We start from the raw sequence: 23,394 nt of genomic DNA on the forward strand, positions 1-23,394 counted from the left end.
GGCCGAGTTCGTCGAAGGGCTGGAGTGGCTTTTCGCGAGGATCTCGCCGTGCACCCCGAGTGGCGCTCCCGGGGTGTCGGCTCCCGCCTCCTGGCGGCGGCCAGGGCGTGGGCGCACGACAAGGGTGCCGACTATGTCTTCCTGGAGTCCGGCCTCGCCCGGACGGAGGCGCACCGCTTCTACCTCCGCGAGGGTGCGACGCACGCCGCCGCGGCGTTCAGGTGGAGCTCAGTGCAGTGAGTCGGCGACCGGGATCGGCTCCCGCCGTTGGGCCGCCGCGCGGTTGCGCAGCCACCGCTTGAACCACGGGTAGTCCGGCAGCCGGGCCAGGATCGGCCCGGTCACCACGGTGATCAGGACGTACGTCGCGGCCAGCGCCGCCAACCGCGGCTCGACACTCCCGGCGGCCACCGCGAGCCCGGCGATGACGATGGAGAACTCACCTCGGGGTACGAGTGCCAGGCCGGTCCGCCATCGACCGGGTTCCGCGATGCCGACCCGGCGGGCGGCCAGGTAGCCGGTGAGCGTCTTCGTCGCCATGGTGACCACTGCCAACGCGAGCGCCGGCAGCAGCACCGGGGGGATGTCCTGCGGGTCGGTGGTCAGGCCGAAGAAGACGAAGAACACAGCGGCGAACAGGTCCCGCAGCGGCGAGAGCAATTCGGTGGCGTGGTGCGCCACCGGGCCGGAGAGCGCGATGCCGACCAGGAACGCGCCGACCGCCGCCGACACCTTGAGCGACGCGGCGAGGCCCGCGATCAGCAATGTCAGACCGAGTACGCCGAGCAGCAGCGCCTCCGGGTCCTTCACCGACAGGGCGGACGAGATCAGGTGGCCGTACCGGATGGCGACCACCAGCACGATCAGCACAGTGCCCACCGCGATGGTGAGCGCGATTCCGCCGCCGAGCAGGCCGGTGCCGGCCAGTACGGCGGTGACGAGCGGCAGGTAGAGGGCCATCGCCAGGTCCTCGATGACCAGCACCGAGAGGATTACCGGGGTTTCCCGGTTACCGAGCCGGCCCAGGTCGGCGAGGACCTTGGCGATCACCCCGGAGGAGGACACCCAGGTGATGCCGCCGAGTACCAGGGCGGCGACCCAGTCCCAGCCGAGCAGCAGGGCGAACCCCGCGCCGGGTAGCGCGTTGAGGACGCCGTCGATCAGCCCGGCCGGTGCCGCCGAGCGCAGGTTGCCGACGAGTTCGTTGGCTGAATACTCCAGCCCGAGCATCACCAGCAGAAGGATGACGCCGATCTCGGCGCCGACCGCGAAGAACTCCTCGCTGGCGTCCAGCGGCAGCAGCCCGCCGTGCCCGAACGCGAGCCCGGCGAGCAGGTAGAGGGGAATGGGAGAGAGGCCGAATCGCCGGCTGAGCCGGCTGAGAAGCCCAAGCAGCAGCAGCAGCGCACCGACTTCGATGAGCAGCGTGGTGAAATCGTGCATCCGCCTCAGCCGTCCGGGTCACTGTCGGCGAGGATGGCGGAAACGCCGTCGAGACCTCTACGGGTCCCGACAACGACCACCACGTCGCCGGCCGCGAAGCGGAAGGAGGGGAGTGGCGAAACGATCACTTCGCCTTCACGCAGTACAGCCACGATGGAGGCGCTGGTGCGGGTACGCGCCTTGGTGTCGCCGAGCTTCCGGTTGACGTACGGGGAGCCGGCCGTGATGGCGATCTGCTCGGTGAGCAGACCGGCGGCCTGCTCCCGGAGCCCGGAGAGCTGGCCGAGCATCAGCGACGCGCCGAGGATGTCGGCGAGAGCCTCAGCCTCGTCGTCGGTCAGCGGGATGTCCGACTGGCAGGCGTCGGGGTCGTCGGGATCGTAGAGAACGAGATCACGGCGGCCATTGCGGTGGGAAACGACGCCCAGGCGGCGTCCGGACTCCGTCACCAGATCGTGACGTACCCCGATCCCGGGTAAGGCGGTCTGCTCGACACGTACTCGCACAGTCCAAGGCTACCGCTTCGTGAACAGAACGCAGATCTTGGAGGGACAGCCCTCCTCGGATCAAGCGGTCGGTGCCCGCGCCGGCAGAGCGGGCGCGGGCACCTGGGCACGTCGGGGTCAGCGGAGGCTGGCGAAGAACTCGCGGATGTCGGTGACCAGCACCCCGGGGGCCTGGTGGGCCGCGTAGTGACCGCCGACGTCGCCCCGGCCGTCGACGTCGGTCTCGTACGCCGTCCACCGGACGATGTTCGAGTGGTCCCGTTCGGCGAAGCGGCGGATGGACTGGAAGTCGCCGGGGAACATGGCCAGCGCGGTCGGAGCGGTGGTCGGCTCGGTCGGCGGCTCGCCGGCGTGCGCGTCCTCCCAGTAGAGCCGGATCGCCGAGGCGGCAGTGCCGGTGAACCAGTAGAGCGCGATGTTGGCCAGCACGAAGTCGGCGTCCAGGCTCTCGTCGAAGAGCTGGGCGTTCCAGGCGAGCAGCCCCACCGGCGAGTCGGCCAGCGCGAACGCCAGGGTCTGCGGCTGCTGACTGTGCACCTGGTTGAAGGAGAACTTGTTCTCGTAGAACCACTGGAGGTGCCCGAGCGCCGCCTGGTCCGCCTCGGAGAGCCCGGCGAACTCGGCCGGGTCGCCGGAGGGGAACGAGAAGAGTTGGGTGACGTGTACGCCGAGCACCCGCTCCGGGGCGATCCGGCCCAACTCCGGCGCGATCATCGAGCCGGCGTCGTTGCCGACCGCGCCGTAGCTGTCGTACCCCAGGCGGTCCATCAGCTCGGCCCAGGCGCGGGCGATGCGGAACCGGTTCCAGCCGGCGCCGTGGGTCGGGCCGGAGAACCCGAAGCCGGGCAGCGACGGGACGACCACGTGGAAGGCCGGCGCGTCCCTGTCGGTCGGCTCGGTGAGCGGGGCGATCACGTCCAGGTACTCCAGCACCGAGCCGGGCCAGCCGTGGGTGAGCACCAGCGCTGTGGCGTCCGGCCGGGACGATCGGACGTGCAGGAAGTGGATCCGCTCGCCGTCGATCTCGGTGACGAACTGCGGGTGAGCGTTCAGGCGGGCCTCGACGGCGCGCCAGTCGAACCCGCCCCGCCACCGGTCGACGAGGGCGCGTACCCGGTCGGTGCTCATCCCGTACGAGTCGCCGGCGCCGGGCAGTTCGGCGGGCCAGAGGGTGCGGCCCAGCCGGGTGGCCAGGTCGTCGAGGGCGGTCTGCGGGATCTCGACGCGGAACGGACTGATCGCGGTGGCGCTCATGCGGGAACTCCTTCGGAACGGAATGTTTCGTTCTGCAATCACCATAGCAGAGCGGAACGATCCGTTCCACTGTTAGGCTGGGGGCATGTCAACGACTTCCGGCAAGACGCTGGGCGGTCGCCGTGCCCAGGCCGCCCGCAACGACGAGGTCATCCTCGAAGCCGCCCGCGCCGTCTTCCTCGACGACCCGAAGGCCCCGATCGCCGCCGTCGCGGAGCGTGCGGGCGTCGGCATCAGCGCCCTCTACCGGCGGTACGCGGGAAAGGAGGACCTGCTGCGCCAGCTCTGCCACGACGGGCTGCGCCGGTACGTCGCGGAGGCCGAGACCGCCCTCGACGAGCCGGACGACTGGGCCGCGTTCACCGGATTCCTGGCCCGGGTGGTCGACGCCGACGTGCACTCGCTCACCGTCCACCTGGCCGGCACCTTCACCCCGACCGAGGAGATGGGCCGGGACGCGATGCGCGCCGGCGAGTTGGCGACAGCTCTGGTCGACCGAGCCCACGCCAGCGGGCGGCTGCGCCCGGACGCTGTCGTACACGATCTGGGGTTGTTGTTGGAGGCGTGCGCGGCGGTCCGCGTACCCGATCCGGAGCGGACCCGCCAACTGCGCCGCCGGCAGCTCGCGGTCCTGCTGGCCGGTTTGTCGTCGGCGCCGGGAGCGGACCCGCTGCCCGGCCCGCCGCCAGCGGCCGGCGAGTTCGACTGGCGGTGGCGGCGCCGGGAGTGATGGCCGTCACGCGCTAAGGTTGAGCGGAATACGCTCAACTCTGGTTGTGTCCAACCCAATGGACAACGCCGATCCGGGGGAGCCCATGAACACCGAAAGACTCACCACCAAGAGCCGCGAAACCATCACGGGCGCTGTCGCCCTGGCCAACCAGCGTGGTCACGCCACGGTGGAGCCCTGGCACCTGCTCCTGTCACTCCTGGACACCGACGGCTCGACCGCCACCGGCCTGCTGCGCGCCGTCGGGGCAGACCCGACCGAGCTGCGCCAGGCCGCCCAGCGCGCCGTCGACAACCTGCCGGCCGCGCGCGGCTCCAGCATCGCCGAGCCGACGTTGGCTCGGGAGTTCGTCAACGCCATCGGCGCCGCCGAGCAGATCGCCCGGCCGCTGGGCGACGAGTACACCTCCACCGAGCACCTGCTCGCCGGCCTGGCCCGGGTGGGCGGGGCGGTGTCCGGCGCGCTGAAGACCGCCGGTGCCACCGAGGAGGCCCTGGTCGCCGCCTTCCCGACCGTTCGCGGTGGGGACCGTCGGGTCACCACCGCCGACCCGGAGCAGACCTACCAGGCCCTCACCAAGTACGGCGTCGACCTGACCGCCAGCGCCCGGGACGGCAAGATCGACCCGGTCATCGGCCGGGACTCCGAGATCCGTCGGGTCATCCAGGTGCTCTCCCGGCGTACCAAGAACAACCCGGTGCTGATCGGCGAGCCCGGCGTCGGCAAGACCGCGATCGTCGAGGGTCTGGCCCAGCGGATCGTCACCGGCGACGTGCCCGAGTCGCTGCGCGACAAGAAGCTGATCTCGCTGGACCTCGGCGCGATGGTCGCCGGCGCCCAGTACCGCGGCCAGTTCGAGGAGCGGCTGAAGTCCGTCCTGGAGGAGATCAAGAACTCCAACGGGCAGGTCATCACGTTCCTCGACGAGCTGCACACGGTCGTCGGCGCCGGCAAGGGCGAAGGCTCGATGGACGCCGGCAACATGCTCAAGCCGATGCTGGCCCGTGGCGAGCTGCGGATGGTGGGCGCCACCACGCTGGACGAGTACCGCGAGCACATCGAGAAGGACCCGGCGCTGGAGCGCCGCTTCCAGCCGGTGCTCGTCGGTGAGCCGACCATCGAGGACACCATCGGCATCCTGCGCGGGCTCAAGGAGCGCTACGAGGTGCACCACGGCGTACGGATCACCGACGCCGCGCTGGTGGCCGCCGCGACGCTGTCCGACCGTTACATCACCGATCGGTTCCTGCCGGACAAGGCGATCGACCTGGTCGACGAGTCCGCGTCCCGGCTCCGGATGGAGATCGACTCGCGTCCGGTCGAGGTGGACGAGATCGAGCGGGCGGTCCGCCGGCTGGAGATCGAGGAGATGGCCCTGGCCAAGGAGCCGGACGCCGCCTCGGCCGAGCGGTTGGAGCGGCTCCGCAAGGAGTTGGCCGACAAGCGCGAGCAGCTCACAGTGCTCTCCGAGCGCTGGCAGACGGAGAAGAGCCACATCACCAAGCTCTCCACCGCCAAGGAGGAGTTGGAACGCCTCGGCGGTGAGGCCGAGCGGGCCGAGCGGGACGGTGAGCTGGAACGCGCCGCCGAGCTGCGCTACGGCCGGATCCCCGCCCTGAAGGTCGAGCTGAAGCAGGCCGCGGAGGAGCTGGCCCAGCTCCAGTCCGACGGCGCGATGCTCAAGGAGGAGGTCGGCGCGGACGACATCGCCGCGGTGGTCGCCTCCTGGACCGGTATCCCCGCCGGCCGCCTGCTGGAGGGTGAGACGGCCAAGCTGCTGCGGATGGAGGAGTCGCTGGGCGGCCGGGTGGTCGGCCAGACCGAGGCGGTCGGCGCGGTCTCCGACGCGGTACGCCGCGCCCGGGCCGGTATCGCCGACCCGGATCGCCCGACCGGCAGCTTCCTCTTCCTCGGCCCCACCGGCGTCGGCAAGACCGAGCTGGCCAAGGCCCTCGCCGAGTTCCTCTTCGACGACGAGCGGGCCATGGTCCGCATCGACATGAGCGAGTACGGTGAGAAGCACTCGGTCGCTCGCCTGGTCGGTGCCCCGCCCGGCTACGTCGGTTACAACGAGGGTGGTCAGCTCACCGAGGCGGTGCGCCGACGGCCGTACTCGGTGGTGCTGCTGGACGAGGTGGAGAAGGCCCACCCGGACGTCTTCGACGTGCTGCTCCAGGTGCTCGACGACGGCCGGCTCACCGACGGCCAGGGCCGCACCGTGGACTTCCGTAACGCGATCCTGATCCTCACGTCCAACCTCGGGTCGTCGGTGATCAGCGACCTCACGCTCGCCGACGAGCAGCGCCGGGAGGGCGTGCTGGCCGTGGTCCGGTCGCACTTCAAGCCGGAGTTCCTCAACCGGCTGGACGACATAGTGGTCTTCGCCTCGCTGCGCGGGGACGACCTGCGCTCCATCGTCGACATCCAGTTGAACCGGATGCGGCGGCGGTTGGCCGATCGCCGGCTGGGCCTGGAGATCACCGATGCCGCCCGGGACTGGCTGGCCGAGCACGGTTACGACCCGATCTACGGTGCGCGACCGCTCCGTCGCCTGGTCCAGACCGCAATCGGAGACCAACTGGCGAAGGCCCTCCTGTCCGGCCAGATCCGCGACGGCGAAACGGTGAAGGTGGACCGCGCCACCGAAACCAACACCCTCTCCGTCACCGCTGCCTGATCCGTCGCACCCGGGCCGACCCCGCCTCGCGGGCGGGGTCGGCCCGACCCGTCTCTTCGCCGCCGACGGCACCCCACCGGAACGCTCCGTAGCTGCGGTATCACCAGACGACGATGAGTTTCTCCAGGTGCGCGGGGTTGTTACCGTTCCCGCCGACGCACTTGGGGAGGTGGTCGGCATGAACGGTCCCGTGGCGTACCTGGTGACGACGCTGGGGTGTCTGATCGGAGTCGCCGGGGTCGTGGTGGCGGTGGTGGCGGTGCGCAAGGGCCGCAAGGCCGCCCGGCCGGCGGCACCCGCAGACCCGTTCCGGGACACCGACAGCGACGCGCTCCGCGGCGACCCGCGCCGGCTCAAGCCCGGCGACATCGTCGAGATCCGCCGGGTGTCGTACGCGGTCCGAGGCTCGGTGCATCTGAACGAGGGCGGCTGGAGCTGGGCAGAGCACCTGCTGGACACGGTCGAGGGCGACAAGCGCTGGCTCTCCGTGGAGGAGGACCCGGACCTGGAGCTGGTGCTCTGGACCGCCGAGCCGGCCGCGACGATCACCCCCGGTGGGTCCACCCTCGACTTCGCCGGCCGCCGCTACGCCTTGGAAGAGTCCGGTCAGGCCCGCTTCACCGCCACCGGCAGCACCGGCCTCGACCCCAGTGGCACCCTTCGATACCACGACTACCGGGCGCAGGGCGGCGAACGGCTCTCCTTCGAGGCGTACGGCCAGGCCGGCTGGGAGGTCTCCCTGGGCGAGCAGCTGCACCGCGCCGACGTGATGGTGTACCCGCAGGCCGGGCCGGAGGCCAGCTGACGTGTTGGTGAGCCTCCACACCCCGTACGTCGACACCTGCGCCGCCGACTTGAGCCTGGCACTCGGCGGACCGGAGCGGCCCGCGCTGCACGTCCGCGACCTCACGCTGCCCGGGGGCGTCCGGCTGCGGCTGCGCCTGCTGGGCGCGTCCCACCAGGTCGTGCTGGCCGAACCCGGCGGTGCGGCCGAACTCACCGAGACGGTCGCCTGCCTGCCTGGTCGGCCGCCGCACCTGCCCGACGCCCTGCACGACGAGGCGGGCGGCTACCGCTTCACCGCCAGCGTGCTGCGCCCCGCCGACGGTGAGTTGCACACCCGGATCGCCGGGCTCCGCGCCGACCTGGCCGACGACCCGTACGCCCTGGTCGGAGTCTTTCCCGGTGACCCGGACGCGGTCACCGCGCTGGCCGTGCGCACCGACCTGCCGCACCTGTCGGTCGGCTGGCGTACCTGGCACGCGTACCCCCAGACCAACGAGCTGGTCCTGACCGAGACGGTGGTGGCACTGCGATGACGTACCGACGCTGGTTCGTGGTGGGCGCGGCGACGGCAGTGGTCGGCGTGCTGGTGGCGGCCTTCGCGCTCGTCAACGGCACCTTCTCGCCGCGTGCCTATGTGCAGGACAGGTACTCGCGAGCGGCCAGCCGGGACATCGGCCGGGAAGCGATCGCGTACACCTCGTCCAGGTCACCGACCACTGTCGCCAAGGAACTGACCGACGCGTGGAAGCCGTCCGACAGGTACGCCGACGGCAGCGGCGTCTACCTGCGCTACGACGACGACTCGGTGGTGATCCTGCCGATCGCCGCCGGCTCGGTGATCCTGCTCGAAGACATGGACACCGCTCACCCCCGTTACCACTCGACCGTCGGGTCGTACTGGGGCTGGGGACGCGGCAGCAGCGTTCGGGGCGGCGGCCCCGGCGCCGGCAAGTAGCCCGACGCCCGACCCCTTGACCTGGAGCCCTCCGTGCAGAACCTCGTCACCGATCTACTGGCCACCCTCGCCTTCGGCGCGGTCGGCGTCGTCCTCATGGGCGTCGGCTACGGGCTGGTCGACCTGACCACTCCCGGCAAGCTCCACGAACTGATCTGGACCGAGCGCAACCGCAACGCGGCGCTACTGCTCGCGTCCAACCTGCTCGGCGTCGGCACCATCGTGGTCGCGGCGATCGTCGCCAGCGACGACGACCTCGCCCTGGGGCTGGTCGGCGCGGCGGCGTACGGGATCGTCGGCCTGGTGATCATGGCCGCGGCGTTCCTGCTGCTCGACGCGGTGACCCCGGGCCGGCTCGGCGAGCTGCTGGTCGACCCGGAGCCGCACCCCGCCGTGTGGGTGTCGGCAGTGGTGCACCTGGCCACCGGCGCGATCATCGCCGCCGCGATCCTCTGATGACCGGGGGACCGCGACCGGGCGGTGCCGGTCGGCCGTACCCGGGGCGGTCATGAGCACCGGGGCGCCGCCGGTGGTCGACGGCGGCACAGAGGCCCGGCCGCACTGGCGGCTGGCCCGCGCGGCGGTGCTGGTCGCGGTCTTCGTCTGCGCCGCCTGCGGGCTGGTCTACGAGCTGGCCCTGGTAGCGCTCGGCAGCTACCTGATCGGCGACACCGTCGGGCAGGCGTCGATCGTGCTCGGCGTGATGGTTTTCGCGATGGGGGTCGGCGCGCTGGTCGCGAAGCCGTTGCAGCCCCGGGCCGCCGCGGCGTTCGCGGTGATCGAACTGACCCTGGCCCTGCTCGGTGGTCTGTCCGTGCTCGGCCTCTACGCCGCCTTCGCCTGGCTCGACCTGTACGGTCCGGCGCTGGTCGGCACCGCCTTTGTGCTGGGTCTGCTGATCGGCGCGGAGATTCCGTTGTTGATGGTGATGCTGCAGCGCATCCGCGAGCAGGCCGCCGGCAGTGCGGTGGCCGACCTGTTCGCCGCCGACTACGTCGGCGCGCTGCTCGGCGGGCTCGCCTTTCCATTCCTGTTGATCCCCGTCTTCGGCCAGCTCAAGGGTGCCCTGGTGGTCGGCGCGGTGAACGCGGTGGCCGGTCTCGCCCTGGTCTGCACTGTGTTCCGGAGGGAGCTGAGCCGCCGCGCCCGGCTCGTCCTCGGCGCCGGCTCTGTCGTGGTCGCGCTCTGCCTGGGGTACGCCTGGGTGACCGCCGCCGACTTCGAGGTGACCGCCCGGCAGCAGCTCTACCGGGACCCCGTGGTGTACGCCGAACGCTCCCGTTACCAGGAGATCGTGCTGACCCGGTCGGTGCGGGAGGTCGGCCACGCCGACACCGACCTGCGGTTGTTCCTCAACGGTGATCTTCAGTTCAGCTCCGTCGACGAGTACCGCTACCACGAGGCGCTGGTGCATCCGGCGATGCGCGGCCCGCGCGGCGACGTCCTGGTTCTCGGCGCCGGCGACGGCCTCGCCGTCCGGGAGATCCTGCGGTACCCGGACGTCCGCAGGGTGACAGTGGTCGACCTCGATCCGGCGGTGGTGGCGCTGGCCAGCACAGTGCCGCAGTTGCGGGAACTCAACGGCGGCTCGCTCGACGACCCCCGGGTACGGGTGCTGAACACCGACGCGTTCGGCTGGCTGCGTACCGCCGCCGAGCGTTTCGACGTGGTGGTCGCCGACCTGCCCGACCCGGACGAGACGGCCACTGCCAAGCTCTACACAGTCGAGTTCTACGCGCTGATCAGGTCGGTGCTCGCCGAGCAGGGACGGCTGGTGGTGCAGTCCGGATCGCCGTACTTCGCGCCCCGCTCCTACTGGTCGATCGATGCGTCGGTGCGGGAAGCGGGCTTCGCCACTGTGCCGTACCACGTCGACGTGCCGTCCTTCGGAGACTGGGGTTTCCTGCTCGCCACGGCGGGAACCGTCCCGCCGGTGCTCGAACTGCCGGCCGACGCGCCCCGGCTGCGTTTCCTCGACCCGGGCGTGCTGCGGGCGGCGGCGGCCTTTCCCCCCGACCGCGCCCGCCTGAACGTGCCCCCCAGCACCCTCCTCCAACCGAGGGTCCTCGACTACGCCCGCACGGAGTGGCGCGGCTACTGACCCCCACCACCGGGCGTCTGCACTAGGCGCTGTGTCGGGAGAGTGTCCGCTCATGGCGCAAACCTCGTGATTAACGGGGTGGAGTGGGGGCGGACGGGGAAAGGGTGGAGGCATGTTTGGGATGCGGAAGGCTTGGGAGCGCGAATTGGGCGCCGCCGTCGACGAGTTGGTGGCGGCTGACACGCTCGCCTTCGGTGGGGTCGGGATCGCGGGCACGCTGTTGCCGGTGACCGAGGCGTACCACCGGGTCGAGGCCGCCGTCAGCGACCACCCCGAGGAGGTACGCCGCCAGCTCGACCGGGTGTTGGCCGACGGCACACCCGCCGGTCGGGCGTACGCGGCCACGCTGCTGGAGCGCGTCGACCCGGAAGCGGCCCGAGCGGCCTGGACGTCGCTGCGGGGCGATCCGAGCGAGTTCACCACCTTCGTCGGCTGCGTGATGGACCGCGAAACCCTTGGCACGTACGCCAGTCGGCGGCTCGCCGCAGCATGATCCATTCGCCGGTCGGTGCTGCCCGATTGGTTCTGCCGGTCGCCGACGCCGCGCCGTACGTTGCGAGCCATGAGCCCGCCCGTCGCCGCGCCGCGTCCGCCCCGCCCGGTCACCGTGACCATCGCCTTCTGGCTGCAACTGGCATTGGTGCTGGTGCTGCTCGGTCTGGCCGCGCTGACGGTGGCCGAGGCCGTGCACTTCGATGGCCAGATCGACCGCGCGGCACGACTGGTGCCGGACGCCGACCCGGGCGAGGTGGCTGGCGAGCGGCAGGGCAACGTCGCGATGACGCTGGTCCTCGGCGTGCCGGCGGTGCTGCTCGCGGTCTGGCTGGCGGCCACCGCCGGCCGGGTCCGGCGGGGCGCCAACGTCGCGCGGATCCTGGTCTTCGTGGCCAGTGGCGCGCAGCTGTTGGTCTGCTTCGCGCAGTGCTGTTCCGGTGGGTTCCTCGTGCCGCTGCTGACCATGCCGGAGATGGGGGACGAGCCGCCACCGGACTGGGACGAAGAGTGGGAGACCTCGACGTTCTACGACACGCTCTACTCCGGCACCGATCCCTGGGACGACCTGTTCTTCCCCGCGGCGGGGCTGGGGGTGCTCACCGTCCTGGCCCTTTCCGCCGCCGTGGTCCTGCTGCTGGCGCTGCCGCCGGCGAACCGCTGGTTCGTGCCGCGTACCGCGAACGAGGCGCTGCCCGGCCCAGCCTGGGTGATGCCCGTCCCCAGCTACGCCCCGACCGGTTACGGATACCCGACAGCTCCGCTCATGCCGGGCTTCCTGCCGCCGAACCAGCCGCTCCCACCCGGCTACCTGATCTGCCCCGACCCGGCCGCGCACCTGACGGCGGGAGCGCCGGGCACCTCACCAGGGCCGACGGGACCGCCGCCGGCGCCTCCGGAGGACGCACCCGGGCACCTTCGCTAGCTGAGCTGTCGGCCACAGCGCGGGCCTTCCTGGTGCCGAGGGTTGTTACCGTCTGCGCCGACGTACCTGGGGAGGTGGTCGGGTGGACGCGCTGGTGACGTGCCTGGTGGCGGCTGTTGTCGTACTCGCGGTGGTAGTGGTCGTCGTGCGGGCCCGCCGACGGCCGACGGGCCGGCCCGACGGCCAGCCGGCGGAGCCGCCGCGCGACGGCCCGCTCCGCCTGACCCCGGGCGACCGCGTGCGGATCCGGGAGCGGGAGTACGCGGTGAGTGCCACTATCCGTCTGGTCGAGGGCGACTGGAGTTGGGTGCAGCACCTCCTCGACGACGACTCCGGCACCCGCCACCGGCTCTCCGTGGAGGACGGCCCCGAACTCGAGTTGGTGTTCTGGACCGCCGAACCGGGCGCCACCGTCACCCCGGGCGCACCGACCATCGAACTGGGCGGGCGGCGCTACACCTGGGCCGAGACCGGGCAGGCGCGTTACACCGCCACCGGAGAGACCGAGCTGCCGTCGACCGGGACGATGCGCTACCACGACTACCAGTCCGGTGGCGCCGCGCGGCTCTCCTTCGAGGCGTACGGCGAAGAGGGCTGGCGAGTCGCCCGCGGTAATCTGCTTGACCCCGCCGATCTGGTAATTCGCACAGGCGGCGGCTCTCAAGCGAGTTGAATGGTGGGGGAATTGGACGGAGGCTCGGTCGTCGTCCAATTGCTGCTCCGCAGCCGGGTCGGCTATTTAAATGTGAACCGACCCGGCTGCGGTGCAACTATCCAGAAATTAAGCCAACAGCCCGAGGAGGGTGTGCGGCATACTTTGAACGTTGAAGAAATTGGGAACACACGCGAAGTCGCTGAGGATTCCGGCGTTCTGGAGCCTCACGCCTTCGGAGATGCAGGTGGCGAGATTTCGGTAGACGCCCCACGCCGGCCAGCCCATGGCCTGGTAATCCCCTGCGGCGCTGGCCACGGGAGCTGCTGAAACGGTCGGGGCAGCCTGCGCTGGTGCGGCCAAGGTGAGCGAACCGACAGCGAGCGCGCCGGACAGGACCGCAGCGCGAACAATCTTTTGCATCCTTGCTCCTTCTGAGCGTTTGGCATTTCCTGTCCAAGACAGGCCGGCTGTCCAAGACAGCTTGCAAACCCCCCGTGGGCCCACGAAGCCTCGTTGACTACCAATTGCTGGCCGTCAACGCCCATCTATGGGAACATGCTCTGGCCTGGCTGGCAACCCCGGTCACCGTGTCCACTCAGGTCTTTGCAGTTCAAGGCTTCTCTAATGTTTGCGATCTAGCCTTATGGCGCAGACAACCGTCGAAGTTGACGGCTCTTCCGCCCAAGGCCCCGGTCGACGACGACGAGAGACCATCACGAGCAGGCGCGCCAGTCGACCGTCCGACGCTCTGCCCACAGTGGCCCGGCGCTGCGGATCGCACCCACATCTCCGCCTGGGCCTTTGTCCCTGAACTGTCGCTCGTAGGGCGGTGTCGATACGGTGTCATCCTGATCACATAAGGAGAGCCATGGCCAATCCTCTCAGCAAGCCGACTCCAGTGCGCCCGGGTGTCGTGACGATCTCGACGTATCTGTTGCTGCTGTTCGCGTTCACCCAGCTGCTCAGCCTGATCATGGTCATCAGCGTGAGTGGCAGCATCAAGCAGGGCTTCCAGGACGCGTACGAGGGCACCGAGGATGTCGAGACCATTGGAACGGTCGCCGTCGCCTTCGCGGTTGCCTCCGTCGCGGTGGTCCTGGTGCTCGCGCTCGTCCTGGTCGTGCTGGCGATGTTCAACAACCGTGGACGCAACGGAACCCGGATCGCCACCTGGGTGGTCGGCGGCATCCTGGTCTGTTGTGTCGGTGGCTCGGTCGTCAGCGGTGCGTCCGGATTTTCGCAGGGCGCGTCGGGCGGCGGCGGCGATGCGCCGAGCGGCGCAGAGGTCGAGCGCAGCATGTCGGATGCCCTCCCATCCTGGTATGGCCCGACCAGCGCGGCGGTGAACATCCTGGGGCTCGCGGCGCTGCTCGCGGCGCTGATCCTGCTGGCGCTTCCGAAGGCGCACCCGTTCTTCCGCAAGGCCACCGCGGAATGGGAGCCGCCGGCCCCAGGCGCCAACTACCCGGGAAACCCGCAGGCGCCCGGTCAGCCGGGCTACCCGCAGGCATCGGGTGAGCCGGGTTATCCGTCGAGTGGGGAGCCGAGCTACCCGCCGCCACCGGCCGCGAACCGACCGGAAGACACGCCGCCCACGGACCGGCCCGGGTCAACCCCGCCGCCGACCAACTGACGGCTCGATAAGCACGACGCCGACGATCCCTCCGAGTAGGTTGCAACCCGACGCCTACCGGAGGGATTCGTCGTGTCGTACCCGGAATCGGCACCGGCCCGCCGGCCCGCCGCCGTCCTGTCGGCCGCGGCCGTGCTGTTGGTGATGGCTGTCGCCGCGCTCGCGTACGCGGTGGTCGACCTGGTGGTGCTGGGCGGGACGGTCGACGCGTTCCGCTCCGCCGCCCGCGACACCTCGGCGAGCCCGGAGCGGATCGACGACGTGGTGACTCTGCTCCGCGCATCCGCGGTGCTGTCGGCGGTGGTGGCGGTGCTCTCCACGCCGCTGCTCGCCGGCCTGGCCCTCGGGCTGCTGGCCGGTCGCAACGGTGTCCGGGTGGCGACCTGGGTGGTCAGCGGGCTCGGCCTGCTCGCCGGCTGCTGCAGCGTGGCGGTGGTCGTCGGCGAACGGGCCGCGCCACTGCAACTGGGCTCCGGCGAGCAGTCTCTCGCCGAGTTGCTGGGTCTGCTCGGCGACGCGTACCCGTCCTGGTGGATCCCGCTCAACGCCGGGCTTTCCGTCGCCCAGGGGCTCGGTTACCTTGTAGTAGCTACGCTGCTGGCGCTGCCGGCGGCGAACAGATGGTTCGGTCGCCACCGCCCGACGGCGCCAACCGCGCCGCCCATGTTCCCGCCCGCCCCGCACCAGCCCCCGTCGGCGCCGCACACGCCCCCGTACCCGCCCAGGTGAGGACCACTCCGTGACGCTCGACCCCACCACTGCCGAGCGCCGAGCCCTGATCACCGGGGCCACCGCCGGCATCGGCGCGGCGTTCACGCGACGGCTGGCCGCCGACGGCTGGCACCTGGTGCTCGTTGCCCGCGACGCGGCGCGGCTGACCGAGCTGGCCACCGAGCTTGGTTCCACGTACGGACGCGAGGTGGAGACGATCCCTGCGGATCTGTCCACCGACGACGGCTGCGCCACGGTGGAGCAGCGGCTCGCCGACGGCAGCCCGGTGCACCTGCTGGTCAACAATGCGGGGATCAGCTTGAACAAACCGTTCCTGCGCTCGACGGCGGAGGACGAGGCGCGACTGTTGCGACTCAACGTGCACGCGGTCATGCGGCTGACCCTGGCGGCGCTTCGACCGATGACTGAACGGCGAAATGGGGCAGTGATAAATGTCTCTTCGGTCGCCGGTTTCGGTACGGCCATGCCCGGATCGACGTACTCGGCCAGCAAGGCGTGGGTCACCAACTTCAGTGAGTCCGTCGGGCAGTCGGCGCGGCCGTTCGGCGTTCAGGTGATGGCCCTCTGCCCCGGCTACACCCGCACCGAATTCCATCAGCGAGCCGGCATCAACATGTCCAAGACGCCGGAGTGGCTGTGGCTGCGGGCCGAGGATGTGGTCGACGAAGCCCTGCGTGACCTGCGCAAAGGCAAGATGGTCAGCATCCCGGCGTGGAAGTACAAGGTGGTCGTCGCCGGCATGCGACACGCGCCGCGGCGGCTGCTCCAGGCGGTCGCGCGGGACACCCGCGGCCGGATCGGTCGCGACGAGCGCTGAGCTTCAACCGGCACGCCGACCCCGAGCGAGTGGTGGGACGGCGTTGGCACGCCGCTGTCGGGCCAGTTGCTGAGCGTAGTCGAACATCGCCAGTCATCGGTTCCCCTCGGGGCTGATCAGGGTGGACCCCGCACACGGCGTTCAGAGTTGCGCAGTAACCTCTATCGCCATGGGGGACCACGACGACCTGCGTAAATTCATTACCGACCTGGCTGTGGTCCACGGCCGGGTCGTGCTCTCGTCGGGGCGCGAGGCAGACTGGTACGTGGATCTGCGGCGCGTCACGCTCCATCACCGGGCCGCTCCTCTGGTCGGCCGGGTGTTGCTCGACCTCACCGCCGACTGGGAGTTCGACGCCGTTGGGGGCCTCACCCTGGGCGCGGATCCTGTCGCGCTCTCGATGCTGCACGCCGCCGCTCCGACCGGCCGGGCCCTGGACGCCTTTGTGGTGCGCAAGGCGGGCAAGGCCCACGGTCTTCAACGGCGGATCGAGGGACCGGAGGTGGCTGGCCGTCGAGTGTTGGCGGTGGAGGACACATCCACGACGGGCGGAAGTGTTTTGACCGCTGTCGAGGCGCTTCGCGAGGCCGGGGCGGAAGTCGTGGGCGTGGTGGTTATTGTTGATCGAGGCGCCGGCGACGCGGTGCGAGCCGCCGGATTGCCGTACCGGGCGGCCTATACGTTGGCTGACCTCGGCCTTGTGGCGTAAAAGTCTGCCGATTCGGATCTGCTGATATGCAGGCGGATCGATGCTGCTGGTGGAAGGATGGAATACGTGGGAACTGCGTTGGCCGAAATGACTATGCCTCAGATCTCGCCGCTAAACGGCGAGCCGATCGAACGTGCCGATGCCGAGCGTCTCGCCGGGGTCCTCAAGGCCCTTGCTGATCCTGCTCGGTTGCGGCTGCTCAGCCTGATCCAGTCGGCCCCCGAGGGCGAGGCGTGCGTCTGTGACCTGACGGCGCCGCTCGGCCTCTCTCAGCCGACGGTCAGTCATCACCTGCGTATCCTCACCGAGGCTGGCTTGTTGCAGCGGGAGAAGCGCGGTGTCTGGGCGTACTACAGCCTGGTCCCGAGTGCGATCGCGACGATCGCCGACCTGCTGACCCCGCCGCGTAAGCGGGCCACCAAGAAGGCCCGCTGACGTAGGCACTACACGCCGTCCCGAGCCGGGGCGGCGTCCGGTGGCGAGCCAGGGGTGGCGCCACCGGTGGTTGACACCTGCTCGTCCCCGGTCGCACCACCGGAGGCCGGGTTCGACATGCCGACGGCCGACCCCCTCACCGGGGGCCGGCCGTCGTCGTACCGCTCAACGGTCCTGACCGTGCTCCGGGCGCTGACGGCCGTGCTCGTGCCGGTCGTGGTCGAACGCCTCACGGGCCGCCTCCACCGCGCCAGCGGCACTGGCCGCCGCGACCACAGCGACCGCCTCGCCGCGCTTACGAGCCCGCCGGTCGCGAAGGAACTCGAAGAAGATCGGCAGCACCGAGATCACAATGATCAGGGCCACCACCGGCAGGATGTAGTGGTCGATCTTGTCCCCGATGGCCTGGTAGATCTGCTCGGCCAGCAGGTAGCCGATCAGCAGGATGCCGTCCACCCAGAGCACCGCGCCGACGACGTTCCAGAGCAGGAACTTCTTGGCCGGCATGCCGAGCGCGCCCGCGACCGGGTTGAGGAACGTCCGGACGATCGGAATGAAGCGCGCCAGCACGACGGCCTTCGCCGGGCCGAACTTCTGGAAGTAGTACTCGGCCTTCTCCACGTACTCCTTCTTGAAGAGGCGGGAGTTCGGCCGCTCGAACATCGGCCGGCCGTACCGCGCGCCGAGCCAGTGCCCCAACTGCGCGCCGACGATCGCGCAGATCGGCCCACCGATCAGCAGACCGGTGAGGGAGAGGCGGGTGCCGTCACCGAAGATCGCGTCCGCCACCGGTGACGAGGCGACTCCGGCGAGGAACAGCAGCGAGTCACCGGGGAAGAAGAAGCCCACCAGCAGGCCGGTCTCGGCGAAGAGGATCACCCACACGCCGATCAGGCCGAAGGTCTGCAACAGATCCTTGGGATCGAGCGGGTTCAGGGCGACGCTCTCCAGGAGAGCGCGGGTCTTCTCAGCTGTGTCCACGGCCACAAAGGGTACCGAAGCCCAAGGCCCCGGCCGCGCCGGACCGGCCCGTCACCACCCGCCCGCGTCGTGGCGTCCAACGACGGCACCCCGGCGTCGTGGGGTCCAACGACGGCGCCCCGCCGACCGTGGTGGTCGACGGGGCGCCGGTGGTGCGGGGTGGGTCAGGCGACGAAGCGGGTCCGGCGGCGCTTGGCCACCAGGTAGCCGCCGACGCCCGCGGCGAGCAGCAGCGCGCCGAGGCCGACGATCAGGCCGGTGGACTGACCGGTGACCGGCAGCGAGCCGCCGTCGTCACCGCCGCCCTGGCCGCCGTCTCCGCCGCCGTTCACCAGGATCTGCGCGGTGTCGTTGGCCGGGTTCAGATCCTTGATCTCGGTCTCCTCGCGCCCGGTACGCAGCGTGACCTCGCCGGCCTGGTCGCCGGCCTGGTCGATCCGCACCTGGAACTCGTAGTCGACCTTCTCGCCCTTCTTGATCGAGCCGTCCACGAAGCACTGGTAGACCCGCGCGCCGGGCTTGCCCGGCTCCCACCCGTCGTCCTCGGAGTCGAAGCAGTTCTCCGAAGCGCGGAGGGCGGTGACGCCCTTCGGCAGCGTGACGGTGGTGCCGACATATGGCGACTCGCCGCCACCCGCGTTGACGGCCGCCGGCCCGTTGTTGACGTAGCCGACCGTGAGCGCGACGGTGGCGCCGACGTCACCGGTCACCGTCGCGCCGCGCGCTGCCACATCGGCCCGCTGGTCGCCGGTCACCTGAAGGTCGACCCAGGTCGAGTTGTCCAACGGGTTGACGTCGGTCTGCCGGGAGCGCAGGTTCATGACCGGCTCGAGCTTCAGCTCACCCTCGGTCCCGTTCGGCCCGATCTTGGCCGGGAGTTCGGCCTCGGACCTGTACTCGTCCCAGTCGGCGGGCGTGAACCAGGTGGAGAACCCGCCGAAGGTGTTCGGCGCCCAGGTGTCGGCGGGCACGGTGAACCCGAAGCTGTCGTCGAGGCGGAAGCTGCTGTTCTCGCCGATGGTCGTGTCGAAGCGGCAGGCGAACGCGAAGTCGTGCAGCGGGCCATCGGTGTACTCGCAGTTCTCGTAGCGCTTCGACGGCTGAAGACCGTCCGCGCCGACGACGTAGAGAACCGCGTCCTTCGCCGGCACCTCGCCCCGGTTGGTCACCTGGAACGGGGCCTTCAGCGTGGCGCCGGGCGCCCCCTTGAGCTCCAGGGACTCGTTGGTGGTGAGGTCGACGCCCTCGCCGATTTCCACAGTCGAGCTGTAGGAGGCGGATTCGGACTTGCCGTCCGGCGTGACGGTGAACCCCAGCTCGCCCTTCTGATCGGGCTTGGCGTCGGCCTTCGCGCGAACGACGAGGGAGACGAGGTTCAGGTACGAGCCGTCGTCGTCCTGGTCCTCGACCTTGCACGTCAGGATCGCACCGGACTCGGTGCAGTTGTCCCCGCTGCTCTCGACGTCGGCGAAACCGTAGACCTTGCTCCGGTCCACCTTGATCGTGTAGTCGTCGGGCTGCCGCTCCGTGGTGAGCGAGAAGAGGGTGAGCCACTTGTCGGTGCCGCCGGGCGCGACGATCACGTTGTTGGCGTACAGGTCGAGATTCTCTACCGGTGCGGCGAGGGCTGCCGGTGCGGCGGCGGCGGGGGCGGCGGCGGCGACGAACGCGCCTGCTACGCCCAGTCCGGCGAGCCAACGCCGGGTGGAGTGGGTGAGCATGAGGGGGGTTCCTCCAGTTGGGGGATCAGGTGGAGCCTGCGGATCTTAAGGAATCGCTAAGGCTGACTGCAGCCCTCAAATCCGCCCGCTGAGCAAGACGAACCAAAAGGTTGATCAGAGTCACCGCAATGTTCGGTCGGTCCGCCTCCGTCATCTGAGGCAGGAGCCCCCCGGGAGGTGCAGTGACGTACGAGGAGTTCGCGGACACGCGGCTGGCCCCGCTACTGCGGTACGCGGTGATGCTGACCGGCGAACCACACCAGGCCCAGGATCTGGTCCAGGAAACTATGGTCCGGGTCCAGCTCAACTGGCGTCGGGTCGCCCGCGCGGACTCGCCCGAGCGTTACGTACGCCGGATGCTCACCAACCAGTACGTCGACTGGCGGCGCGGATCGTGGGTGCGCCGGGTGCTGTTGCGCGGGGAGCCCGACGCGACGGTGCCGGTGCCCACCGACCACGCACAGTCCGCCGTGGACCGGGACCAGATCTGGTCGTGGCTGTCCCGGCTGCCGCGTCGGCAGCGGGCTGCTCTGGTGCTGCGCTACTACGAGGACCTGCCCGACGTCGAGATCGCCGAGATTCTCGGCTGTGCCGTCGGGACCGTCCGTTCGTCCATCTCCCGGGCCCTGGCCACGCTCCGGGCCGAGTACGTGGAGGCGTGAACATGATCGAGGATGACCTGCGTGCCGCGTTCGCCCGGCACGAGACGTTGACCCCGTCGACCGGCCCGCTGCGGGTCGCTATCGACCGGATCGCCGCTGTCCGCCGTCGCCGCCGGCAGCGGTTCCAGGCCGCTGGCGTCACGCTCGCCCTGCTCGCCGCGCTCGGAGTCGGGGTGCCGCAGCTGCGCCCCGATCCGCCGGTCGTTGGCTCGTTGTTGTCCGATCGACCGGCTGGCGTGCAGTCCGGGGCGCTGAACGTCCTGCTGCTCGGGGTGGACGGCTTCGGCGAGCAACCGTCGTACCGGTTGGCGGACTCCGTCCTGCTGGTGCACATCCCGGCCGACCGGAGCCGGCCGTACCTCATCTCGTTGCCGCGCGACCTGGAGGTGTCGATCCCTGGCCGGGGGATCGAGAAGCTCAACAGCGCGTTCCACAGCGGTGCCGCCGAGCCCCGGCCCGACCTGGACGCCGGCTACGACCTGACCCGCCGGGTGGTCGCCGACCTGACCGGGGTACGTGTCGACGCCGGCGCGGTGCTGACCTTTGCCGGGCTGCGCAGGATCACCGAGGCGGTCGACGGGGTGGAGGTGTGCCTGCCGACGGAGGTGCGGTCCTGGCACACCCGCCGGACCTTCCCGGCCGGCTGTCAGGTGCTCGACGGGGCTGCCTCCGTCGACCTGCTGCGGCAACGGCGCTACCTGCCCGACGGCACGTTGGACCGGGACCGCAACGCCCAGCGCTACGTCGCCGGGCTGGTCCGGCGGGCGGTCGCCCAGGACGTGCTGACCAATCCGGTACGGCTCACCGCGCTGCTGTCGGCCGCCGGCAAGAATCTGGCGGTCGACGACGACGGCCTGCCGCTGACCAGGCTGGTGGCGGTGCTGGCTGAGCTGAAGAGCGTCGACCCGGTGGGGCTCAGCCTGCCGGTCAGCCCTCCGGCAGGCAACGCTTCGCGGCTGCCGCTGGACCCGAAGCGGGGCCCGGAGTTCCTCGCCGCGCTGCGCGAGGATCGGTTGGCGCAGTGGGTGGCGCAGCACCCGGAGCAGGTCAATCCCGTCCGCTGACGGACGAGGCATCACCACGACGCCCCGCCAGCCCGGTACGGGCCGGCGGGCGTCGGTCGGGTCGGGGTGGGTCAGGCGGGTCGGGGTGGGTCAGGCGGGTCGGGGTGGGTCAGGCGGGGAAACGGCCGCTGTGGCGTCGGGCGAGCAGGTAGCAGCCGGCGCCGGTGACGAGCAGCAAAGCGCCGATGCCGGCGATCAGGCTGGTGGGGGCGCCGGTGATGGGCAGCGAACCACCGCCACCACCACCACCACCACCACCATCGCCGCCGCCGTCGCCGTCACCATCGCCCGGGCCACCGCCGCCCTGGGCCGCGTTGACCACGATGGTGGCCCTGTCGTTGGCCGGTTTGATGTCGTCCTGGAAACCGCCGCCGGCCGGGCACTCGCACGGCGCGTTTACCCGCACCGCTCCCCGGGCGTTGGGGATCACCTTGTCGATCCGTAGCCGGAACTTCACGGTGTAGGTCTGCCCGGCCACCAGGAGCATCTTTGAGGCGCACAGGTACGTGCGGGTGGTGTCCTGGCGCAACCGGCAGTTGTCGGGGACCTCGACGGCGGTGGTGCCCGGCGGTAGTTCGACGTTCGTGTGGGTGGCGGCCTCGAAGTCTCCGTTCGTCCGGTCGAGCGTCGCCGGGCCGTTGTTCCGGAAGCCGACGGTCGCCGTGACGACGGCGCCGGCCGTGCCCCTGAGCGTGGCCCCGATCGCCGCGAGGTCGGTGCCGTTGGTGCCGGTCGCCTTGATGGTCCACCCGGTGTAGTCGTTGCCCGGGCCGACGTCGGTCTGGGCGGCCTTCCGCATCCTGCCGGGCGCCCCGGTCAGAGTCAGCTTCGGACCGCTACCGGGGGTGGCCGCCCGGGCGCCGACTGCCGTCCGCACCCGGGTCAGGTCCTCGAAGTCGGCAGTGGTCATGAACTGGGCGTAGCCGGACTGGTTGGTCGGCGCGTAGGTGTCCTTGGCGAGTTCGAGGTTCAGCGTGGCGACGAGCCCGGTGCCCACCGGGATGTCCTCGTCGAACTGGCAGGAGAGCAGGTGGTCGTCGGCGTAGCGGCAGTTGCTGAACCGGTCCTTGGTGCGGATCGAGTAGGGGAGGTCGAAGACCGCGACGAATCCGTTGACGACCTTGTCGCCGGCATTGGAGACGGCCAGCGGAACAGTGAACTTTCCACCCGGCTTCGCGGAGAGGCTGGTGAACGGGCCGCCGGCCAAATCGACCCCCTCGCCGACCCGGACGTGCGAGGTGTAGCTGCCGCTCCGCCCGCCCGCCGCCTCGAAGCTGACCGCGACGTCGCCGGAGTCGCCGAGCTGCGCACCTGCGGTGACGCCGAGGTGCACCCGCTTGACCCCGTTGCGATAGATCCCGCTGCCTATCGGCGGCATCTCGAACAGGACGACATCGGAGGGTTCCGTGCAGACGAGAACGCCAGGCTCCGGCGCGGCGCACTCCTGGCCGTCGGCAGGAGTCACAGTGACCTTGTCGGCCAGGGAGCGGTAGTCGTACCGCACGGAGACGTCGGTGAGGACCGTCGGCTCGTCGGCGTACAGCAACAGGCCGCGGATGGTCGGCTCCGAGCCGACGGCCACTGTGGCGTCCTGGAAGTAGGGCTCGATCGTGGGTGCGGCGACGGCGGGGGTGGCGGAGGCGGCGATCAACGCGCCTGCGGCGCCGAGCCCGGTCAGCCAGCGGAGCGAGTGCTTGAGCATGGGTCCTCCCGTGGGGGTACAGGTGGCGCTCGTCCAACCTAGGGACGCCTCGGCTCCTCCGGTAACCCCCTTCGGATCGATATCTATCTTAATGACCCGAACGGCTGAACACCCCTGTCGCAACGGGCAGCCGACCCCGCGACGGATCAGCGGTAGTCGTCCTCGTCCCCGGTGACCACCCGGGCCTGCTCCATCGCGTCCCAGTCGCCGACCTCCAGGCCGCGGTGCGGCTCACTGTCGACGTCGGCCGGGCCGGCGACTGTGGCTTGCTCGACCGCGTCGGCCGGGTCCGCCTCAGGGTCGCGTTCGTTGGGCGCTAGGTGGTCGCCGGGGGTGAAGTCCTCGTCGGGCTGACCCATCATCCCTCCCGGGGGTCTCGGGGCACGGTTCCCACCCACCGTACGGGTTGGGCCG

Annotated in this window: 25 protein-coding genes and 1 pseudogene; 18 read left to right on the top strand and 8 right to left on the bottom strand. The window is 70.4% G+C overall.

Translation table 11 applies throughout. The annotated features are described in order from the left end of the window. Window positions 1–9: 9 nt before the first annotated feature. Window positions 10–240, top strand: a pseudogene (locus OHB44_RS01610) (GNAT family N-acetyltransferase); the annotation flags it as partial. Here the strand turns inward: OHB44_RS01610 and OHB44_RS01615 are convergent. The 3 genes from OHB44_RS01615 to OHB44_RS01625 all read right to left on the bottom strand — a co-directional run bounded on the left by OHB44_RS01615 (window position 229) and on the right by OHB44_RS01625 (window position 3,203). After that, window positions 229–1,443 carry a cation:proton antiporter gene (locus tag OHB44_RS01615; RefSeq protein ID WP_238685255.1) on the bottom strand — a complete coding sequence of 405 codons (1,215 nt, stop codon included), beginning with the start codon at window positions 1,441–1,443 and terminating at the stop codon, window positions 229–231. The pseudogene OHB44_RS01610 and the gene OHB44_RS01615 sit on opposite strands and share 12 nt — an antisense overlap. Window positions 1,444–1,448: 5 nt before the next feature. Continuing rightward, entirely contained in the window at window positions 1,449–1,949 is a 501-nt protein-coding gene (locus OHB44_RS01620; protein ID WP_030332098.1) for a cation:proton antiporter regulatory subunit, read from the bottom strand. A 117-nt stretch (window positions 1,950–2,066) separates the two neighbouring features. Beyond that, the gene (locus tag OHB44_RS01625; protein ID WP_330439436.1) at window positions 2,067–3,203 is read right to left on the bottom strand and encodes an epoxide hydrolase family protein; all 1,137 of its coding nucleotides are present in this window, start codon (window positions 3,201–3,203) and stop codon (window positions 2,067–2,069) included. 85 nt (window positions 3,204–3,288) lie between these two features. On the opposite strand from OHB44_RS01625, the gene OHB44_RS01630 reads away from it, so the two are divergent. The 10 genes from OHB44_RS01630 (at window position 3,289) to OHB44_RS01675 (ending at window position 12,542) form a co-directional block, all read left to right on the top strand. After that, on the top strand, window positions 3,289–3,933 hold the full coding sequence (locus tag OHB44_RS01630) for a TetR/AcrR family transcriptional regulator (RefSeq protein WP_238685257.1): 645 nt from the start codon (window positions 3,289–3,291) through the stop codon (window positions 3,931–3,933). Window positions 3,934–4,018: 85 nt separating this feature from the next. Next, window positions 4,019–6,610, top strand: coding sequence for an ATP-dependent chaperone ClpB (gene clpB / locus OHB44_RS01635; RefSeq protein WP_330439437.1), 2,592 nt, complete (start codon window positions 4,019–4,021; stop codon window positions 6,608–6,610). A 178-nt stretch (window positions 6,611–6,788) separates the two neighbouring features. Continuing rightward, window positions 6,789–7,415 (top strand): DUF4178 domain-containing protein, encoded by a 627-nt coding sequence (locus OHB44_RS01640; protein WP_238685258.1) that lies wholly within the window; start codon window positions 6,789–6,791, stop codon window positions 7,413–7,415. 1 nt (window position 7,416) lies between these two features. Further along, complete coding sequence (locus OHB44_RS01645; RefSeq protein ID WP_238685259.1) at window positions 7,417–7,929, top strand: DUF2617 family protein; 513 nt, start codon at window positions 7,417–7,419, stop codon at window positions 7,927–7,929. Next, on the top strand, window positions 7,926–8,351 hold the full coding sequence (locus OHB44_RS01650; protein WP_330439438.1) for a DUF4247 domain-containing protein: 426 nt from the start codon (window positions 7,926–7,928) through the stop codon (window positions 8,349–8,351). The genes OHB44_RS01645 and OHB44_RS01650 overlap by 4 nt, the downstream gene beginning before the upstream one ends. 33 nt (window positions 8,352–8,384) lie before the next feature. Continuing rightward, complete coding sequence (locus OHB44_RS01655) at window positions 8,385–8,807, top strand: DUF350 domain-containing protein (RefSeq protein WP_124815985.1); 423 nt, start codon at window positions 8,385–8,387, stop codon at window positions 8,805–8,807. Between the two features lie 52 nt (window positions 8,808–8,859). Beyond that, window positions 8,860–10,452 carry a polyamine aminopropyltransferase gene (locus tag OHB44_RS01660; RefSeq protein WP_330439439.1) on the top strand — a complete coding sequence of 531 codons (1,593 nt, stop codon included), beginning with the start codon at window positions 8,860–8,862 and terminating at the stop codon, window positions 10,450–10,452. Between the two features lie 112 nt (window positions 10,453–10,564). Beyond that, window positions 10,565–10,945: a hypothetical protein gene (locus OHB44_RS01665; RefSeq protein ID WP_330439440.1), complete on the top strand. Its 381-nt coding sequence runs from the start codon at window positions 10,565–10,567 to the stop codon at window positions 10,943–10,945. A 69-nt stretch (window positions 10,946–11,014) separates the two neighbouring features. Next, entirely contained in the window at window positions 11,015–11,869 is an 855-nt protein-coding gene (locus tag OHB44_RS01670) for a hypothetical protein (protein ID WP_330439441.1), read from the top strand. 82 nt (window positions 11,870–11,951) lie between these two features. Further along, entirely contained in the window at window positions 11,952–12,542 is a 591-nt protein-coding gene (locus OHB44_RS01675) for a DUF4178 domain-containing protein (RefSeq protein ID WP_330439442.1), read from the top strand. A gap of 108 nt (window positions 12,543–12,650) precedes the next feature. On the opposite strand, the gene OHB44_RS01680 is transcribed toward OHB44_RS01675, so the two are convergent. Continuing rightward, window positions 12,651–12,944 carry a hypothetical protein gene (locus OHB44_RS01680; protein ID WP_238685265.1) on the bottom strand — a complete coding sequence of 98 codons (294 nt, stop codon included), beginning with the start codon at window positions 12,942–12,944 and terminating at the stop codon, window positions 12,651–12,653. Between the two features lie 514 nt (window positions 12,945–13,458). Here OHB44_RS01680 and OHB44_RS01685 point away from each other — a divergent pair. From OHB44_RS01685 to OHB44_RS01705, 5 genes are all read left to right on the top strand, one after another. Then, a complete protein-coding gene (locus OHB44_RS01685; RefSeq protein ID WP_330439443.1) occupies window positions 13,459–14,157 on the top strand; it encodes a hypothetical protein in 699 nt (232 codons plus the stop codon). 72 nt (window positions 14,158–14,229) lie between these two features. Beyond that, complete coding sequence (locus OHB44_RS01690; protein ID WP_330439444.1) at window positions 14,230–14,886, top strand: hypothetical protein; 657 nt, start codon at window positions 14,230–14,232, stop codon at window positions 14,884–14,886. A gap of 10 nt (window positions 14,887–14,896) precedes the next feature. Continuing rightward, the gene (locus OHB44_RS01695) at window positions 14,897–15,706 is read left to right on the top strand and encodes an SDR family NAD(P)-dependent oxidoreductase (protein ID WP_091396159.1); all 810 of its coding nucleotides are present in this window, start codon (window positions 14,897–14,899) and stop codon (window positions 15,704–15,706) included. A 169-nt stretch (window positions 15,707–15,875) separates the two neighbouring features. Next, window positions 15,876–16,415, top strand: coding sequence for an orotate phosphoribosyltransferase (pyrE, locus tag OHB44_RS01700; protein ID WP_112586136.1), 540 nt, complete (start codon window positions 15,876–15,878; stop codon window positions 16,413–16,415). A gap of 57 nt (window positions 16,416–16,472) precedes the next feature. Beyond that, window positions 16,473–16,850, top strand: a complete 378-nt coding sequence (locus OHB44_RS01705) for an ArsR/SmtB family transcription factor (protein ID WP_030332125.1) — start codon at window positions 16,473–16,475, stop codon at window positions 16,848–16,850. 165 nt (window positions 16,851–17,015) lie between these two features. Here the strand turns inward: OHB44_RS01705 and OHB44_RS01710 are convergent, their stop codons facing one another. Both OHB44_RS01710 and OHB44_RS01715 read right to left on the bottom strand, forming a co-directional pair. Beyond that, window positions 17,016–17,837 carry a DedA family protein gene (locus OHB44_RS01710; RefSeq protein WP_238685268.1) on the bottom strand — a complete coding sequence of 274 codons (822 nt, stop codon included), beginning with the start codon at window positions 17,835–17,837 and terminating at the stop codon, window positions 17,016–17,018. Between the two features lie 158 nt (window positions 17,838–17,995). Then, complete coding sequence (locus OHB44_RS01715; RefSeq protein ID WP_330439445.1) at window positions 17,996–19,552, bottom strand: LPXTG cell wall anchor domain-containing protein; 1,557 nt, start codon at window positions 19,550–19,552, stop codon at window positions 17,996–17,998. Window positions 19,553–19,734: 182 nt separating this feature from the next. Here OHB44_RS01715 and OHB44_RS01720 point away from each other — a divergent pair, with 182 nt between their 5' ends. Continuing rightward, the gene (locus OHB44_RS01720; RefSeq protein ID WP_238685270.1) at window positions 19,735–20,214 is read left to right on the top strand and encodes a SigE family RNA polymerase sigma factor; all 480 of its coding nucleotides are present in this window, start codon (window positions 19,735–19,737) and stop codon (window positions 20,212–20,214) included. 2 nt (window positions 20,215–20,216) lie between these two features. Further along, on the top strand, window positions 20,217–21,278 hold the full coding sequence (locus OHB44_RS01725) for an LCP family protein (RefSeq protein ID WP_330439446.1): 1,062 nt from the start codon (window positions 20,217–20,219) through the stop codon (window positions 21,276–21,278). 109 nt (window positions 21,279–21,387) lie between these two features. On the opposite strand, the gene OHB44_RS01730 is transcribed toward OHB44_RS01725, so the two are convergent. Together OHB44_RS01730 and OHB44_RS01735 are read right to left on the bottom strand one after the other, a co-directional pair. After that, window positions 21,388–22,980 carry an LPXTG cell wall anchor domain-containing protein gene (locus tag OHB44_RS01730; RefSeq protein ID WP_330439447.1) on the bottom strand — a complete coding sequence of 531 codons (1,593 nt, stop codon included), beginning with the start codon at window positions 22,978–22,980 and terminating at the stop codon, window positions 21,388–21,390. Between the two features lie 146 nt (window positions 22,981–23,126). Then, window positions 23,127–23,339: a hypothetical protein gene (locus OHB44_RS01735; protein WP_238685273.1), complete on the bottom strand. Its 213-nt coding sequence runs from the start codon at window positions 23,337–23,339 to the stop codon at window positions 23,127–23,129. Window positions 23,340–23,394: the final 55 nt, after the last annotated feature.

Origin of the sequence: Micromonospora sp. NBC_00821 (assembly GCF_036347035.1) — a bacterium.
Lineage (GTDB): Bacteria > Actinomycetota > Actinomycetes > Mycobacteriales > Micromonosporaceae > Micromonospora > Micromonospora hortensis.

What these genes read in the sequence shown, in the direction of transcription:
- OHB44_RS01615 (WP_238685255.1), bottom strand. Translation starts at nt 1,443, where the DNA reads ATGCACGATTTCACCACGCTGCTCATCGAAGTCGGTGCGCTGCTGCTG.
- OHB44_RS01625 (WP_330439436.1), bottom strand. Translation starts at nt 3,203, where the DNA reads ATGAGCGCCACCGCGATCAGTCCGTTCCGCGTCGAGATCCCGCAGACC.
- OHB44_RS01630 (WP_238685257.1), top strand. Translation starts at nt 3,289, where the DNA reads ATGTCAACGACTTCCGGCAAGACGCTGGGCGGTCGCCGTGCCCAGGCC.
- clpB (WP_330439437.1), top strand. Translation starts at nt 4,019, where the DNA reads ATGAACACCGAAAGACTCACCACCAAGAGCCGCGAAACCATCACGGGC.
- OHB44_RS01640 (WP_238685258.1), top strand. Translation starts at nt 6,789, where the DNA reads ATGAACGGTCCCGTGGCGTACCTGGTGACGACGCTGGGGTGTCTGATC.
- OHB44_RS01650 (WP_330439438.1), top strand. Translation starts at nt 7,926, where the DNA reads ATGACGTACCGACGCTGGTTCGTGGTGGGCGCGGCGACGGCAGTGGTC.
- OHB44_RS01660 (WP_330439439.1), top strand. Translation starts at nt 8,860, where the DNA reads ATGAGCACCGGGGCGCCGCCGGTGGTCGACGGCGGCACAGAGGCCCGG.
- OHB44_RS01665 (WP_330439440.1), top strand. Translation starts at nt 10,565, where the DNA reads ATGTTTGGGATGCGGAAGGCTTGGGAGCGCGAATTGGGCGCCGCCGTC.
- OHB44_RS01670 (WP_330439441.1), top strand. Translation starts at nt 11,015, where the DNA reads ATGAGCCCGCCCGTCGCCGCGCCGCGTCCGCCCCGCCCGGTCACCGTG.
- OHB44_RS01680 (WP_238685265.1), bottom strand. Translation starts at nt 12,944, where the DNA reads ATGCAAAAGATTGTTCGCGCTGCGGTCCTGTCCGGCGCGCTCGCTGTC.
- pyrE (WP_112586136.1), top strand. Translation starts at nt 15,876, where the DNA reads ATGGGGGACCACGACGACCTGCGTAAATTCATTACCGACCTGGCTGTG.
- OHB44_RS01705 (WP_030332125.1), top strand. Translation starts at nt 16,473, where the DNA reads ATGGAATACGTGGGAACTGCGTTGGCCGAAATGACTATGCCTCAGATC.
- OHB44_RS01715 (WP_330439445.1), bottom strand. Translation starts at nt 19,552, where the DNA reads ATGCTCACCCACTCCACCCGGCGTTGGCTCGCCGGACTGGGCGTAGCA.
- OHB44_RS01725 (WP_330439446.1), top strand. Translation starts at nt 20,217, where the DNA reads ATGATCGAGGATGACCTGCGTGCCGCGTTCGCCCGGCACGAGACGTTG.
- OHB44_RS01730 (WP_330439447.1), bottom strand. Translation starts at nt 22,980, where the DNA reads ATGCTCAAGCACTCGCTCCGCTGGCTGACCGGGCTCGGCGCCGCAGGC.
- OHB44_RS01735 (WP_238685273.1), bottom strand. Translation starts at nt 23,339, where the DNA reads ATGGGTCAGCCCGACGAGGACTTCACCCCCGGCGACCACCTAGCGCCC.